Below are 13,932 nucleotides of genomic sequence, written 5' to 3'. Positions count from 1 at the left end.
GTCCCCCTAGAGCCAGCTCTTGACGGTTTCGATCAGCCGGGCCGGCTCGGGGCCGACGGGCGTGACGTTGAGCATGGTGACGCCCGCCTCCCGGAAGGCCTCGACGCGCTCGCGTACGTAACCCTCCGGCCCGCAGAGGGTCATGAGTTCGCAGAACTCGTCGGGGACGGCGGCGGCCGCGTCGCGCCTGCGGCCGGAGAGGTAGAGCTCCTGGATCCTCCGGGCCTCCTCCTCGTACCCGTAGGCCACGGCGAGGTCGTTGTAGAAGTTGCGGCCGCGCGCTCCCATGCCGCCGACGTACAGGGCGATCTGGGGGCGTGCCAGGTCCCGGGCCTTCGCCGCGTCCTCGCCGATGGCCAGCAGGCCGCCGGCGACGGTCTGGAGCGGGCCGAGCTCCGCGGGCCGCCGGGCGGCACCCGCGGCGAGGGCGCTCCCCCAGACGGTGCCGGCCTTCTCGGGGATGAAGAGGGTGGGCAGCCAGCCGTCGGCGATCTCGGCGGTCAGGGCCACGTTGGCCGGGCCGAGGGAGGCGATGTAGACGGGGATCCGGTCGCGGACCGGGCGGGTGAGGATCTTCAGCGGCTTGCCGTGGCGGCCGCCGCGTTCGGGCGGCAGGGGCATGTCGGTGATGCCGTGGTGGTCGATGGTCTCGCGGCGCCAGATGCGCCGGCAGAGCTCGACGGTCTCGCGGGTGCGGCCCAGCGGCCTGTCGTACGGCTTGCCGTGCCAGCCCTCGACCACCTGGGGGCCGGAGGCGCCGAGGCCGAGGAGGGCCCGGCCGCCGGACATCGCGTCGAGTCCGGCGGCGGTCTGGGCGATGAGTGCGGGGGTGCGGGAGTAGACGTTGACGATGGCCGAGCCGATCTTCATCCGCTCGGTCCGGGCCGCCAGGTACCCCATGATGGTCGGCGAGTCGAAGCCCCAGGCCTCGGCGACCCAGACCGCGTCGAGGCCGGCGGACTCCAGCGCGGCGGCCTCGTCGGCGGCCCGGCGCGGGTCGCCGGCGTAGTCGAGGAGCATGGACAGTTCCATCAGGCGCCCTTCGCGCTCAGGCCCGGCACGTCCCAGTCGCGGGCCACGGATTCGGTGTCCGCCCCCGGCCGCGCCGGGCCGCTCGTCACGGCGGTCGGGGTGGCGGAGAAGCGGGGTGCGGGGGCGGGCTGGGTGATACCGCCGAAGTCGGTGAAGGTGGAGCGGGCGGCGAGGTGCGGGTGGTGCGGGGCCTCGCCCAGGGAGAGCACGGGGGCCACGCAGGCGTCGGTGCCCTCGAAGACCTCCGTCCACTCGGCGCGCGTACGGGTCCTGAAGCGGGCGGCGACGGCCTCGCGCAGCTCGCCCCAGCGGGCCAGGTCCTTGCGGGCGGGGGCCTCGTCGGCGATGCCGAGGAGCGTGACGAAGGTGTCGTAGAACTGCTGCTCCAGTGCGCCGACGGCCATGTACTGCCCGTCGGAGGTCTCGTACGTGCCGTAGAAGGGGCAGCCGCCGTCGAGGAGGTTGGCGCCGCGCCGGTCCTGCCAGCCGCCGGCCGCGACCATCCCGTGGATCATGGCGGTGAGGTGGGCGGTGCCGTCGACGATCGCCGCGTCCACGACCTGGCCGGCGCCGCCGGGGGTGCGGGCGTGCCGGAGGGCGGCGAGTACGCCGATGACCAGGTAGAGGGAGCCGCCCGCGTAGTCGCCGACCAGGTTGGCGGGGACGGCCGGGGGCCCGTCGGGGCTGCCGATCATGCCGAGGGCGCCGGTGACGGCGATGTACGCGATGTCGTGCCCGGCGGTCTGGGCGAGGGGGCCCTCCTGGCCCCAGCCGGTCATCCGGCCGTAGACCAGCCCGGGGTTGCGGGCCAGGCACTCCTCGGGGCCGACGCCGAGCCGCTCGGCGACCCCCGGGCGGAAGCCCTCGATGAGCACGTCGGCCCGCTCGGCCAGTTCCAGTACCCGGGCGGGGCCCTCGGGGGACTTCAGGTCGACCAGGACGGAGCGTTTGTTGCGGTTGGTGACGTCGTAGGCCGGGTCGATGGCGAGCCCGCCCCCGCCGGGCCGGTCGACGCGGACGACGTCGGCGCCGAGGTCGGCGAGGAGCATGGCGGCGAACGGCCCGGGCCCGATGCCCGCCAGTTCCACCACGCGCACCCCGGCGAGCGGGCCGGTCCCTGTCTTCGCCTCTGTCATCGGGCCCCCAGTGTCCCTGGCGCGGGTGTGACACAACTGATGTAACACCAGCGATGCTAGGAAGGCGTCCCCCTCAGCACAAGAGCAAGCGCTTAGCCGATTGGCTCAATCTCCCCCGCGCCGTGCCGCCTTCATCCCCGGCCTCTCGCGTCGAGCTCCTTGACGTGCCGTTTGAGCGCGACCGTCCGGTAGCTCTCCTCCACCCACTCGCACAGCACCTCCGCCGACGGCGCCCCCTCCTCCCCCAGCGGCACCGACACCCAGCCGGCCCGGCCGAGGCCGTACGCCGTGGGCCGGGCGCCGGGAGCGGCCAGCGCGTGCCCGTGCAGGACCTCGTCCCTGAGCTTGACGGAGAGGCCCGGCGGTTCGGGACCGTCCGCGCTGCCGAGGAAGACGAAGATCTTCTTGTTGACCTTCACCACCCCGTCCTCGGGGCCCCAGGGATGCTCCTCGACGGCCTCCGGCAGCCCCAGCGCGAACGCGCGCACCGCCTCCCACTTGCGTACCGCAGCCCTCATCGCACCCTCCCGCTTACCGCAGGTCACACCTGCTCGTACGGACAGTCGACCACCACGCTAGCCTCAGCCACCGACACCAGCCGGGAGGAACGTTCCATGACCGAGCACGTCCACCGCCGCCGCCCTCAGCCGGGTCCGGGACGGGACTTCGACCTCGTGCTCTTCGGCGCGACCGGGTTCGTCGGCACGCTGACGGCCGAGTACCTGGCGCTCCACGCCCCGGCGGGCTGCCGCTGGGCCCTGGCCGGGCGCGACCGCGGCAGGCTGGAGCGGCTGCGCGAGCGGCTGACCGCCCTGAACCCGGCCTGCGCCGGCCTGCCGCTGCTGCGCGCCGACGCCGCCGACGGGGCCGCCGTGCGCGAACTGGCCGCCGCCACCCGGGTGCTGGCCACCACCGTCGGCCCGTACGTCTGGTACGGGGCGGAGCTGGTCGCGGCCTGCGCCGAGGCGGGCACCGACTACGTGGACCTCACCGGGGAGCCGGAGTTCGTCGACCGGATGTACGTCGCGCACGACGCGCGGGCCCGGGAGACGGGGGCCCGGCTGGTGCACGCGTGCGGGTTCGACTCCGTTCCGGCCGACCTTGGGGCGTACTTCACGGTGGGCCTGCTGCCGGACGGGGTGCCGCTGCGGGTGGACGGGTTCGTCCGCTCCTCCGCGCTGGCCTCCGGCGGCACCCTGGCCTCCGCCCTCACCGCCCTGGGCCGGGGCCCGCAGACCCTGGCCGCCGCGCGGGAACGCAGGCTGTACCAGCCCCGGCTGCCGGGGCGGCGGGTGCGCGGTCCGGTGGGCGTCCCGCGGTTCAGCCGGGAGACCGGGACCTGGGCGCTGCCGCTGCCCACGCTGGACCCCCGGGTGGTGACCCGGTCGGCGGCCGCGCTGGAACGCTACGGGCCGGACTTCCGCTACCGGCACTACGCCTCCGTGCGCCGTCTGCCGGTGGCCCTCGGCGGGACGGCGGCGCTGGGGGCGGCGGCCGCGCTGGCCCAGGTCCCGGCGGCGCGGCGGTGGCTGATGGCCCGCTGGGAGCCGGGCAGCGGCCCGGACGCGGAGCGGCGCGCCCGCAGCTGGTTCACCGTCCGCTTCGTCGGGGAGGGCGGCGGGCGCCGCGTGTTCACCGAGGTGGCCGGCGGGGACCCGGGCTACGGGGAGACGGCGAAGATGCTGGCGGAGTCCGCGCTGTGCCTGGCGTACGACGCCCTGCCCGAGACCTCCGGCCAGCTGACGACGGCGGTGGCAATGGGCGACGCCCTGCTGGACCGCCTCCAGAAGGCGGGGATCCGCTTCCGGGTGGCGGCCCGGTCCCAGGCCGCGCCTGCCGGGCGGCCCTGACGGCGGCGGCGAGGCGGGGCCGGGAAGAGGGGGCCGCACGGGCGTTGTCCGTGCGGCCGTCCCGGGCGGCCTCTAGGCTTCCTCGCCCGCGGCCCCTTCCACGGCCTCGCGCAGGGCCCGGCGGCACAGGGAGTCGGCCTGCCGGGTGGTCTCGGGGATCCGGAAACGGGGGCTCAGCGCGAGGGTGTGGGCGCAGGCGTTGTCCAGGGAGACGCGGTGGCCCACGGACACGTACACCGGCTTGATCCCGTGCTGGGTGCGCAGGGCCCGCCCGACGACCGAGCCGTCGGCGGCGAGCAGCGGCGAGGTCTCGCCGCGCGGGGCGCCGGGCTCCTCGTGGGTGAAGGTGAAGGGGTTCTTGGCGACGCCGATGCTGGGCAGGCCCGTCACCACCCCGAGGTGGCAGGCGAGGCCGAAGCCGCGGGGGTGGGCGAGGCCGTAGCCGTCGCAGACGACGAGGCCGGGGGTGACGGGGAGCGCGTCGAGGGCGGCGAGGACGGTCGGCAGTTCCCGGAAGGCGAGCAGGCCGGGCACGTAGGGGAAGCTCACCTGCCCGACGGCGGTGGACTCGGCCACGACCTCGAGGGTGGCGGCGTCGAGGACGACGGCGGCGGCCGCGACGAGGTCGCGGTCGTCGTCGTAGGCCACGTCGACGCCGGCGACCAGCCCGCGGCCGGGCTCGGGGCCGGGCTCGTCGAGCACCAGTCCCTTGCGGAGTTCGTCCTGTACCGCCCGGGCCTCGGCTGCGTCGGCGGGGGTCTTCACGCGTGTCATGGAGTGCGAGAGTAGCCTGGCGATCATGTTCGTCATGGAGCTCACCTACATCGCGCCCATCGAAGCCGTCGAAGAGGAACTGGACGCGCACATCGCGTGGCTGGACGGGTACTACGCGTCCGGCGTCTTCCTCGCCTCGGGGCGCCAGGTCCCGCGGCAGGGCGGGATCATCCTGGCCCGCGGGGTGTCGCGGGCGGAGATCGAGAAGATCGCGGCCGAGGATCCGTTCACGGTGGCGGGGGTGTGCGAGTACCGGATCACGGAGTTCATCGCCACGAAGACCTCCGCGGACCTCTCGGCGGTCCGCGAGTCCCTTCCGTCGTAACCCCCCGGGCCCGGGCCCGCTGCGCGGGGCGGCGCATCGGCTCCGCGCGGCGGACCGCACGCCCCCCGCAGCCGGGTCAGCGGTGGTGCTCCAGCCGGGCCACGCGGCCCTTCTCCCCCGCCGCCCAGCACCCCCCGTCCGCCGCGCAGGCGACCGTGTCGAACGAGCCCCCGTCCAGCGGCCGCCAGCTCCGGCCCGCGTCGGCCGTGACGTCCGTGCCCGTCGGCCCCACCGCCAGGGCCACCGTCCGCCCGTACGGGTACCAGGCCGCGCCGGACCGGTACGCGGGCGGCGGGGTGGCCGCGCGGGTCCAGTTGCGGCCCGCGTCCGTGGAGCGGGCCGCCGCCAGGGGCGAGGCCTGGCCCGTGCGGTAGTCGCCGCCGACCGCGAGGCCCGTCGTGCGGTCGCGGAAGGCCAGGGCGAAGACCCCGCGCGCCGGATCCCCGCCGGGGACGGTGGTGTCGGCGGCCCGCCACGTCAGGCCCCGGTCCGCGGAGTGCAGCACCCGCGCGGCCGTCCCGCCCCCGGTGGCCAGCCAGACGTCGCGCGGCCCGGAGGCCACCAGGCACTGCCCGCTCGCGGCGAAACCCGCCTCCCCGGGCAGCGCCTGCGGCATCCCGGCGTCCGGCAGCACCCGCCAGCCGCGCCCGCCGTCGTCGGTGGCCAGGATGCGGAACTTCCCGTCCACCGGGTCGCTGACGGCCAGCCCGTGCCGGGAGTCGAAGAAGGTCAGGCAGTCGTAGAAGGCCCGCGGGTCGGGGTTGCGGAAGGCCTCGGTCCAGGTCGCGCCGCCGTCCTCGGTCCGCAGGATCCTGGAGGCCGCGCCCTCCCCGATGGACAGGGCCACCGCCCGCCGCGCGTCGAAGGCCTCGATGTCACGCAGTTCCAGCCCGTCCGCGACCGCCCCGGGAGGCGACACGTCCCGCCAGCTGCGGCCGCCGTCGCCGGTGCGCAGGACCGTGCCCCGGGTGCCGGCCACCCAGGCCGTGGCGCGGTCGACGGCGGCCAGCCCGCGGAAGCGGACCCCGTTCGCGGCCGCCGCCCCGGTGTCCTTGAGGGCCCAGCCGGCGCCCCGTGATCCGGCGGCGGTGAGGTCTTCGGCCGCGGTGCCCGGACCGGCTGCGGCGCCCGTACCGGTGTCCGCCAGCGCCGGCCCGGCCGTCACCGCCGCCAGCAGGGCCGCCGCGAACATGCCAACTCCCAGAAGTCTCATGGCGCGGGAAGCTAACGCACCCGTATTTCGCCGTCCAGGGTGCGTTCCCGGCCGCGGGTTCCTAGCGTGGGCCCATGGCCTCCATGGGAGCGAACGAGCCGAACGAGCCGGAAGCGCCGAACGAGCCGCAAGCCCCGCAAGTCCTGCACGCCCCGCAAGGACCCAAGGCGTACGCGGGCGCGGGGATCACCGTCACCTACGACGCCGGCCGGTGCCTGCACGCCGCCCGGTGCGTCGGCGGGCTGCCCGAGGTGTTCGACTCGGGACGCCGCCCCTGGATCCGGCCGGACGGGGCCGCGCCGGAGCGGGTCGCCGAGGTGGTCCGGCGCTGCCCGTCCGGGGCGCTCCAGTACCGGACGGCCGCCGGCCCGGCGGAGCAGGGGGACCGGCCGACCAGCGTCGTACGGTCGCCTCTCGGCCAACTGTTCCTGCGGGGGGAACTGAGCGTGACCACCGCCGCCGGGGGGCTCCGGAGGGAGACCAGAGCGGTGCTTTGCGCCTGTGGAGTGAGCGGTAACCAGCCTTATTGCGATCACTCCGGAGCCTGCGGAAAGGAGTGAGACCCCTTTCCCCACACCCCCCTTCCCGTCACTCTGTGCGATCGCACCGGCGGGATCCGGCCAATCGGTGACGCAGCTCACGTCATCCGCCCTGCACGGATTTGCCGATTCCGGCGTCTATCCGGTTGCCGGGTTCCACCCCACAGCCCGGCAGCAGATCCGCTGCAAGGGAGCGAGCCTTGATCACTGTCATCGAGCAGGCCGTACAGGCACGACTGGTCGCCACCGCCCCGAAGGTCGAGACCGTCCCCGTCACCCTCTGCTACGACCGCTCGGATCCCTTCGCCGTCCGCATGGCCTTCCCCGCGCTCGCCACACTCGAGGGCGTCGAGGTCTCGTGGACCTTCGCGCGGGAGCTGCTGATGTCAGGGATCCAGCACCCGGCCGGCTGCGGCGACGTGCGCGTGCGCCCGTACGACGGGGACCGCACGACGGTCGAGTTCCACGCGCCGGAGGGGGTGGCGATCGTGCTGATGGACACGGCCGAGATCGAGAGATTCCTGGAGCGCTCCCGCGAGCTCGTCCCGCCGGGGCTGGAGCACCGCTACCTGGACATGGACCACAGCCTGGACGAGCTGATGCGCGGCTCCTGCTGAGCCCGACGGAACGGCGGTGTTATTCGGTTGCGGGCGGCTGGGGCCGCCCGTAATTTCGTCGGTGCCCCATAGCCGTCGAAACGGAGTAGGACATTGCTCTTCTGAGGTCCGAGACACCCGACCACCACGCCCACACCCTTGTGACAGTCGGCTGTCTCCCCGCGTTGCACGCACCACTCACGCAACCTGGAGGCCTCCATGAGTCATGCCCCTACTTTCATCACCTGCTCCGCCCTCTCCTTCGACTGGCCCGACGGAACCCCCGTCTTCGAGGGGTTCCAGTGGACCGTCGGCCCCGGCCGCACCGGCCTGATCGGGCTCAACGGCTGCGGGAAGTCCACCCTGTTGAAGCTCGTCGCCGGCGCCCTGACCCCGTCCGGGGGCCAGGTGTCGGTGGCCGGCACCCTCGGCTACCTCCCGCAGGACGCCACCCTCGACACCGCGCTCCGCGTCGACGAGGCGCTCGGCATCCGCGCCGCCCGCACGGCCCTGCACGCCATCGAGGCGGGTGAGGCCACCGAGGCCAACTTCGCCGCCGTCGGCGACGATTGGGACGTCGAGGAGCGGGCCCTGGCCGTGCTCGACCAGCTCGGGCTCGCCGGGATCGGCCTGGACCGCACGGTCGGTGAGCTCTCCGGCGGCGAGTGCGTCCTGCTGCGGCTGGCGGCCCTGCTGCTGGCCCGGCCGGACGTGCTGCTGCTGGACGAGCCCACCAACAACCTGGACCTGCGGGCCCGACGGCGCCTCTACGCGGCCGTCGAGTCCTGGTCGGGGGTGATGGTGCTGGTCAGTCACGACCGGGAGCTGCTGGAGCGGGTCGACCAGATCGCCGACCTGCGCGACGGCGAAGTCCGCTGGTACGGCGGGAACTTCGGGGACTACGAGCAGATGCTCGCCGCCGAGCAGGAGTCGGCCGAGCGGATGGTCCGGGTCGCCGAGGCCGACGTCCAGCGCCAGAAGCGCGAACTCGCCGACGCCCAGCTGAAACTGGCCCGCCGCAAGCGGTACGCGCAGAAGATGTACGACACCAAGCGCGAGCCGAAGATCGTGATGAACGCGCGCAAGCGCGCCGCCCAGGAGTCGGCGGGCAAGCACCGCACGATGCACGCCGAGAAGCTGGCGGACGCCCGCGAGCGGCTGGACCAGGCGGTGGAGGCGGTGCGCGACGACGACGTGATCCGCATCGAACTGCCGGCCACTCAGGTCCCCCCGGGCCGACGGGTCCTGACCCTGACCGATCTGCGGCCGGCCCACGGGCCCGGCGTGGCAGGCGAGTGGGAGGTGCGCGGTCCGGAGCGGATCGCGCTGGTCGGCGCGAACGGCTCCGGCAAGACGACGCTGCTGCGGACCATCGCCGGGCAGCTGGCTCCCGTGTCGGGCGAGGCGGTGGCGCACGTCCCGGCGCGGTTCCTGCCGCAGCGGCTGGACGTACTGGACGACGAGCGCTCGGTCGTGGAGAACGTGGCGCGGTTCGCCCCGCACGCCTCCAACAACCTGATCCGGGCGCGGCTCGCGCACTTCCTGTTCCGGGGCGGCCGGGCGGACCGCGCGGCCGGCACCCTGTCGGGCGGCGAACGGTTCCGGGCGGCGCTCGCGGCCCTGCTGCTGGCGGAGCCGGCTCCGCAGCTGCTGATGCTGGACGAGCCGACGAACAGCCTGGACCTGGCGAGCGTGCGCCGGCTCGGGGAGTCGCTGGAGTCCTACGAGGGGGCGCTGATCGTGGCCAGCCACGACGTGCCGTTCCTGGAGTCGGTCGGGATCACCCGGTGGCTGCTGCTCGACGGTGAGCGGGGACTGCGGGCGACCACCGCCGAAGAGGTCCGCGCCTCGCTCTGGCAGGACTGATCCACCGGGCCCTCGCGGCCCCCTCGCTCCGGCCCCTCCGGCCGTCAAGGCCGGAGGGGCCGGCCACCTTCTGGCGTGATTCTGCCCCTTCTGAAGGCCCCTGCCGCCCCCTCCAACTGCATAGATAACCGGACGTAGCCGGACACACCGACGACTGGGGCTTGGCTGGCCCTGATGTCAGGCTTAACCTACGAGACCGTAGGCTACGGAACCGTAGGTAATTCGCTTTGTCCCCCCAGGAGCCCCCGTGACGATCACCTCTCCCCACCTCGGCAGCTCGGAGGCGTGGACCGACGCCAAGCTGCTGTTCGCGCTGGAAGAGGTGGTCGAGAAGGAGCTCAACCGCCATCTGAAGGTCACCAAGGACTGGATGCCCCACGAGTACGTCCCGTGGAGCGACGGCCGGAACTTCCCGGGCTTCTTCGAGGACGGCGAGGCCTGGGACCCGCAGCAGTCGAAGGTGACCGACATCGGCAAGATCGCGCTGGTCGTGAACCTGCTGACCGAGGACAACCTCCCCAGCTACCACCACGAGATCGCGACGCTCTTCGGCCGCAACGGCGCCTGGGGCACCTGGGTGCACCGCTGGACCGCCGAGGAGGGCCGCCACGGCATCGTGATGCGCGACTACCTGCTGGCCTCGCGCGCCGTGGACCCGGACAAGCTGGAAGCGTTCCGGATGCAGCACATGTCGGAGGGCTTCGAGTCCGACAACAGCCACTCCATGCTGCACTCGGTGGCGTACGTGGCCTTCCAGGAGCTGGCGACCCGCATCTCGCACCGCAACACCGGCCACCAGTCCGGTGACCCGGTCTGCGACCGGATGCTGGCCCGCATCGCGCAGGACGAGAACCTGCACATGATCTTCTACCGGAACCTGCTGGCCGCGGCCTTCGAGCTCGCCCCGGACCTGACCATGCAGGCCGTGCGCGACGTCGTCGTCAACTTCCGGATGCCCGGACACGGCATGCCCGGCTTCGAGCGGATGGCCGCGCAGATGGCGATCGGCGGGGTCTACAACCTGCGGATCCACCACGACGACGTGCTGAGCCCCGTGATCCGCTTCCTCAAGATCATGGACATCGACGGGCTGGGCCCGGAGGGGCAGAAGGCCCAGGAGGAGCTCGGGCTGTTCATGAACGGCCTCGACGCCGAGGCCCGCAAGCTCGACGAGCGCCTGGCCGCGCGCGCGGCGCGCATGGCCGCCCGGAAGGGCTGAGGTCCGCCGCCCGGTTCAGCCGCGCGGGCGCAGGGCCTGCCGTTCGGTCTCCGAGAGGCCGCCCCAGACACCGAAGCGCTCGTCGTTGGCGAGGGCGTACTCCAGGCACGCCGCCCTGCCCTCGCACGCCCCGCACAGCCGCTTCGCGTCCTGGACGGAGGAGCCCGGGTCCGGGAAGAAGAAGCTCGGGCCCGTCTGGGCGCACAGGGCGAGGTCGTACCAGGCGGGGGCGGTGGTGGTGTTCATCGACATGCGGTGATCCTGGACGGGCGCGATGTACATCCGATCAACGCCCGATCAACACCGCCCGAGGGGCCGATAGGGTGAGTGATGATCATCCGCTGAAGAAAGGCCCCGGCCCCCACCGTGACCGAGTCGCGCCCGCACGCCCTGTTCTCCTTCGGCACGCTGAAGGAGGCGCACGTCCAGACCGCCCTCTTCGGCCGGACCGTGCCCAGCTCGCCGGCCTCGCTGGTCGGCTACGCCACCCGGCCCCTGAAGATCGCCGACCCGGACGTGATCGCCGCCAGCGGCCTCGACGTCCACCTGACCCTGGAGTGCCGGCTGGGCTCCGCGGTCGACGGCGTCGTCCTGCGCCTGACCGACGAGGAGCTGGCCGCGGCCGACGCCTACGAGGTGGACGACTACGTCCGCCGGCGGGTGCTGCTCTCCTCCGGGGAGAGCGCCTGGGCCTATCTGGACGCGGACCCGCTGCGCTCGGCGGCCCGGATCGTGATCGCGGGCGACAGCATCGCGTACGGGCGCTGCGATCCGCGGGGCGGCTGGGCGGGCCGGCTCGCGGCCCGCCACATCGCGGCGAACGAGCGGGACCACCGGGTCTTCAACCTGGCCGTCCCGGGCAGCACCCTGGCCGAGGTCGCCGAGCAGACCCCGGCCCTCCTCGCCGCGCGCCGCCCGGACACCCTGCTGATCGCCGCCGGCATCAACGACTCGGCCGTCCCGGCGTCGGCCCCGCACGAGGGCTCCGACGGCCTGGCGGCCCGCCTCGCGGACAGTCTCGCCTCCCTGGCGGCCACGGCCCGGGACCACAACGCCCGCCTGGCCGTCCTCGGCCCCCTGTGGCTGGACGAGTCCCGCACGGCCGACTACGAGGGCCTGCGCTTCACCGAATCCCGCGCACTGGTCGTGCGCGAGGCCCTGCGCACCTGGTGCGCGGAGCACCACGTCGACCACGTCGACCTGTGGACCCCGCTCCAGCACCGCGCGGATCTCCTCACGGACGGGATCCACCCCGGCCCCGAGGGCCACGAAACCCTCTACCGCCACCTCACGGCCTAGGTTCGTCCCGTCAGGCCGTCGGACCCGGGTGGCGGGCGGCGCCCAGGGCCGCGCGGGCCTGGCGCAGGGCCGCCGCGTCGATGAGGTTGCCGGCCTCGTCCAGCCACGCGCCCGAGCCGTTCGCCTCAGCCCGCTCCACCCTCTCCACCAGGCGGCGCGCGGCCTCCAGTTCCCGGGCCGGAGCGGTAAACGCGGCGTTGACGACGGGGACCTGGGCGGGGTGGACCACCGAGCGGCCGAAGAAGCCGCGTTCCCGGCCGCGCGCGCAGTCCGCCGCGAGGCCGTCGAGGTCCCGTACGGCGGGGAAGACGCTCAGGGGCGGCCGGGGCAGCCCGGCCGCGGCGGCGGCGAGCAGGACACGGTGGGCGGCCGCGTCGAGGACGTCGCGGTGGCCGGTGCCCAGCTCGGCCGCGAGGTCGGCTTCGCCGAAGGCGAGGCCGGACACCTGGGCGTGGCCGGTGGCCAGCGCGTACGCGTGCTCGATGCCCAGCGCCGTCTCCAGGAGCGGTACGAGCCGCACGCCCGGCAGGAGCCGGGCGGCCTCGGCGAGCTGGGCGGGGTGCTCGCACTTGGGGATGCGCACCCCCGAGACCCGGGTGCCGCGCAGGGCGGCCAGGTCCTCCTCGCCGCCGTCGCCCAGGGCGTTGACGCGCACGAAGACCGCCCGGCCGTGGCCGGAGCCCAGGAAGCCGACGGCGGCCCCGCGGGCGGCCGCCTTGCGGGCGGGGGCCACCGCGTCCTCCAGGTCGATGACCACGGCATCGGCTCCGGAGGCGACGGCCTTGCCGAAACGCTCGGGGCGGTCGCCGGGCACGTAGAGCCAGGTGCGGACCACCGGGCTCGGGCGGGTGCCGGCGGAGGACGGCGGCATCAGATGACCCCTTCCCGGCGCAGCTGCGCGCGGCGCCGGGCGTCGATGCCCAGCCCTGCGAAGACCTCGTCGTTGTCCGCGCCCAGCGGCCTGCCCGCCCAGCGGACCCGTCCCGGGGTGTCGGACAGGCGGGCGGGCACGCCCTGCATGGCCAGGGGGCCGAGTGCGGCGTCGTCGACGTGGACGACCGTGCCGAGGGCGGCGAACTGCGGGTCGGCGACGATGTCGGCGGCGGTGTAGACGGGTGCGACCGCCGCCCGGGCCTCCTCGAAGGCCGCGATGACCTCGTCCGCGTCGCGCGCCGCGATCCAGTCGCCGACGACGGCGTCCAGTTCCTCCACGTGCTCGGCGCGCCCCGACCCGGTGGCGAACCAGGGCTCCTCGATCAGGTGGGGGCTGCCCACCAGCCTCATCACGCGCTCGGCGATGGACTGGGCGCTGGTGGAGACGGCGAGCCAGCGTCCGTCGCGGCACCGGTAGATGTTGCGCGGGGCGTTGTGGGGAGAGCGGTTGCCCGAGCGCTCCTGGACCGTGCCGAGTTGCTGGTAGGCGGAGATCTGCGGGCCGAGCAGGTGCAGGATCGGTTCGATGAGGGCCGTGTCCACGACCTGGCCGCGGCCGGTGCTGCCGCGCGCGTGCAGGGCGACCATCGTGGCGTAGGCCGACATGACCGCGGCCGCGCCGTCGGCGAGGCCGAAGGGGGGCAGCGTCGGGGGCCCGTCCGGTGCGCCCGTGCAGTGGGCGAAGCCGCTCATCGCCTCGGCGAGCGTGCCGAAGCCCGCGCGGTTCCTCATGGGGCCGACCCGCCCGAAGCCGCTGACGCGGAGCATCACCAGGCCGGGGTTGAGCTCGCTGAGCCGCCGGTATCCCAGGCCCCACCGTTCGAAGGTGCCCGGCCGGAAGTTCTCCACGAGCACGTCCGCGTCGCGCACCAGCTCCCGGCAGATCTCCTGGCCCTCGCTGCGGCTCAGGTCGAGCGTGACCGTGCGCTTGTTGCGGCCGACCAGCTTCCACCACAGGCTCTCACCGTGGACCTGCGCGCCGTGGCGGCGGGCGGGGTCGCCGGCCGGGTGTTCGATCTTGATGACGTCCGCCCCGAAGTCCCCGAGGAGCGTCGCCGCACCGGGCCCCGCGAACAGGGTGGCGGCGTCGAGCACCCGTACGCCGGCTAAGGGGAGTCGTGTCGTCGGGTCCACTGCACATCACCGTCGC

15 protein-coding genes are annotated in these 13,932 nt (G+C 74.2%); 7 read left to right on the top strand and 8 right to left on the bottom strand.

Translation table 11 applies throughout. The features are described from left to right. Positions 1-6: 6 nt before the first annotated feature. The 3 genes from BX286_RS29875 to BX286_RS29865 form a co-directional block, all read right to left on the bottom strand. Positions 7-1,032, bottom strand: a complete 1,026-nt coding sequence (locus tag BX286_RS29875) for an LLM class F420-dependent oxidoreductase (RefSeq protein ID WP_121016841.1) — start codon at positions 1,030-1,032, stop codon at positions 7-9. Then, positions 1,032-2,168 (bottom strand): CaiB/BaiF CoA-transferase family protein, encoded by a 1,137-nt coding sequence (locus BX286_RS29870; protein WP_121016840.1) that lies wholly within the window; start codon positions 2,166-2,168, stop codon positions 1,032-1,034. The genes BX286_RS29875 and BX286_RS29870 overlap by 1 nt, the downstream gene beginning before the upstream one ends. A gap of 131 nt (positions 2,169-2,299) precedes the next feature. After that, complete coding sequence (locus BX286_RS29865) at positions 2,300-2,686, bottom strand: MmcQ/YjbR family DNA-binding protein (protein WP_121016838.1); 387 nt, start codon at positions 2,684-2,686, stop codon at positions 2,300-2,302. A 96-nt stretch (positions 2,687-2,782) separates the two neighbouring features. On the opposite strand from BX286_RS29865, the gene BX286_RS29860 reads away from it, so the two are divergent. Then, positions 2,783-4,018 carry a trans-acting enoyl reductase family protein gene (locus tag BX286_RS29860; protein WP_121016836.1) on the top strand — a complete coding sequence of 412 codons (1,236 nt, stop codon included), beginning with the start codon at positions 2,783-2,785 and terminating at the stop codon, positions 4,016-4,018. Positions 4,019-4,090: 72 nt separating this feature from the next. On the opposite strand, the gene BX286_RS29855 is transcribed toward BX286_RS29860, so the two are convergent. Further along, positions 4,091-4,792: an endonuclease V gene (locus tag BX286_RS29855; protein WP_079430607.1), complete on the bottom strand. Its 702-nt coding sequence runs from the start codon at positions 4,790-4,792 to the stop codon at positions 4,091-4,093. A 25-nt stretch (positions 4,793-4,817) separates the two neighbouring features. Here BX286_RS29855 and BX286_RS29850 point away from each other — a divergent pair, with 25 nt between their 5' ends. Next, entirely contained in the window at positions 4,818-5,117 is a 300-nt protein-coding gene (locus BX286_RS29850; RefSeq protein WP_079430606.1) for a YciI family protein, read from the top strand. Positions 5,118-5,193: 76 nt separating this feature from the next. On the opposite strand, the gene BX286_RS29845 is transcribed toward BX286_RS29850, so the two are convergent. Continuing rightward, positions 5,194-6,330 carry an oxidoreductase gene (locus BX286_RS29845; protein ID WP_261993548.1) on the bottom strand — a complete coding sequence of 379 codons (1,137 nt, stop codon included), beginning with the start codon at positions 6,328-6,330 and terminating at the stop codon, positions 5,194-5,196. Between the two features lie 83 nt (positions 6,331-6,413). Here BX286_RS29845 and BX286_RS29840 point away from each other — a divergent pair, with 83 nt between their 5' ends. From BX286_RS29840 to BX286_RS29825, 4 genes are all read left to right on the top strand, one after another. Further along, the gene (locus BX286_RS29840; protein ID WP_121017764.1) at positions 6,414-6,890 is read left to right on the top strand and encodes a (4Fe-4S)-binding protein; all 477 of its coding nucleotides are present in this window, start codon (positions 6,414-6,416) and stop codon (positions 6,888-6,890) included. Between the two features lie 179 nt (positions 6,891-7,069). Next, positions 7,070-7,486 (top strand): SsgA family sporulation/cell division regulator, encoded by a 417-nt coding sequence (locus BX286_RS29835; RefSeq protein ID WP_079430605.1) that lies wholly within the window; start codon positions 7,070-7,072, stop codon positions 7,484-7,486. 198 nt (positions 7,487-7,684) lie between these two features. Continuing rightward, entirely contained in the window at positions 7,685-9,331 is a 1,647-nt protein-coding gene (locus BX286_RS29830) for an ABC-F family ATP-binding cassette domain-containing protein (RefSeq protein WP_185117150.1), read from the top strand. A gap of 247 nt (positions 9,332-9,578) precedes the next feature. Next, a complete protein-coding gene (locus tag BX286_RS29825; protein WP_079430604.1) occupies positions 9,579-10,550 on the top strand; it encodes an acyl-ACP desaturase in 972 nt (323 codons plus the stop codon). A 15-nt stretch (positions 10,551-10,565) separates the two neighbouring features. Here the strand turns inward: BX286_RS29825 and BX286_RS29820 are convergent, their stop codons facing one another. Then, positions 10,566-10,802 (bottom strand): WhiB family transcriptional regulator, encoded by a 237-nt coding sequence (locus BX286_RS29820; RefSeq protein ID WP_079430603.1) that lies wholly within the window; start codon positions 10,800-10,802, stop codon positions 10,566-10,568. A gap of 114 nt (positions 10,803-10,916) precedes the next feature. On the opposite strand from BX286_RS29820, the gene BX286_RS29815 reads away from it, so the two are divergent. Continuing rightward, positions 10,917-11,849, top strand: a complete 933-nt coding sequence (locus BX286_RS29815) for a GDSL-type esterase/lipase family protein (RefSeq protein WP_079430602.1) — start codon at positions 10,917-10,919, stop codon at positions 11,847-11,849. Between the two features lie 10 nt (positions 11,850-11,859). On the opposite strand, the gene BX286_RS29810 is transcribed toward BX286_RS29815, so the two are convergent. Further along, the gene (locus BX286_RS29810; RefSeq protein WP_100862477.1) at positions 11,860-12,720 is read right to left on the bottom strand and encodes a CoA ester lyase; all 861 of its coding nucleotides are present in this window, start codon (positions 12,718-12,720) and stop codon (positions 11,860-11,862) included. After that, positions 12,720-13,916, bottom strand: a complete 1,197-nt coding sequence (locus BX286_RS29805; protein ID WP_121016832.1) for a CaiB/BaiF CoA-transferase family protein — start codon at positions 13,914-13,916, stop codon at positions 12,720-12,722. Before BX286_RS29805 ends, BX286_RS29810 begins: the two co-directional genes overlap by 1 nt. Between the last annotated feature and the right edge of the window lie 16 nt (positions 13,917-13,932).

Origin of the sequence: Streptomyces sp. 3211.6 (assembly GCF_003634815.1) — a bacterium.
Classification (GTDB): Bacteria; Actinomycetota; Actinomycetes; order Streptomycetales; family Streptomycetaceae; genus Streptomyces; species Streptomyces katrae_A.
This window is presented reverse-complemented; position numbering and strand designations above follow the sequence as displayed.

Coding starts and splice junctions, on each gene's coding strand:
- BX286_RS29820 (WP_079430603.1), bottom strand. CDS start 10,802: ATGTCGATGAACACCACCACCGCCCCCGCCTGGTACGACCTCGCCCTG.
- BX286_RS29865 (WP_121016838.1), bottom strand. CDS start 2,686: ATGAGGGCTGCGGTACGCAAGTGGGAGGCGGTGCGCGCGTTCGCGCTG.
- BX286_RS29860 (WP_121016836.1), top strand. CDS start 2,783: ATGACCGAGCACGTCCACCGCCGCCGCCCTCAGCCGGGTCCGGGACGG.
- BX286_RS29845 (WP_261993548.1), bottom strand. CDS start 6,330: ATGAGACTTCTGGGAGTTGGCATGTTCGCGGCGGCCCTGCTGGCGGCG.
- BX286_RS29810 (WP_100862477.1), bottom strand. CDS start 12,720: ATGCCGCCGTCCTCCGCCGGCACCCGCCCGAGCCCGGTGGTCCGCACC.
- BX286_RS29850 (WP_079430606.1), top strand. CDS start 4,818: ATGTTCGTCATGGAGCTCACCTACATCGCGCCCATCGAAGCCGTCGAA.
- BX286_RS29875 (WP_121016841.1), bottom strand. CDS start 1,032: ATGGAACTGTCCATGCTCCTCGACTACGCCGGCGACCCGCGCCGGGCC.
- BX286_RS29855 (WP_079430607.1), bottom strand. CDS start 4,792: ATGACACGCGTGAAGACCCCCGCCGACGCAGCCGAGGCCCGGGCGGTA.
- BX286_RS29840 (WP_121017764.1), top strand. CDS start 6,414: ATGGGAGCGAACGAGCCGAACGAGCCGGAAGCGCCGAACGAGCCGCAA.
- BX286_RS29830 (WP_185117150.1), top strand. CDS start 7,685: ATGAGTCATGCCCCTACTTTCATCACCTGCTCCGCCCTCTCCTTCGAC.
- BX286_RS29870 (WP_121016840.1), bottom strand. CDS start 2,168: ATGACAGAGGCGAAGACAGGGACCGGCCCGCTCGCCGGGGTGCGCGTG.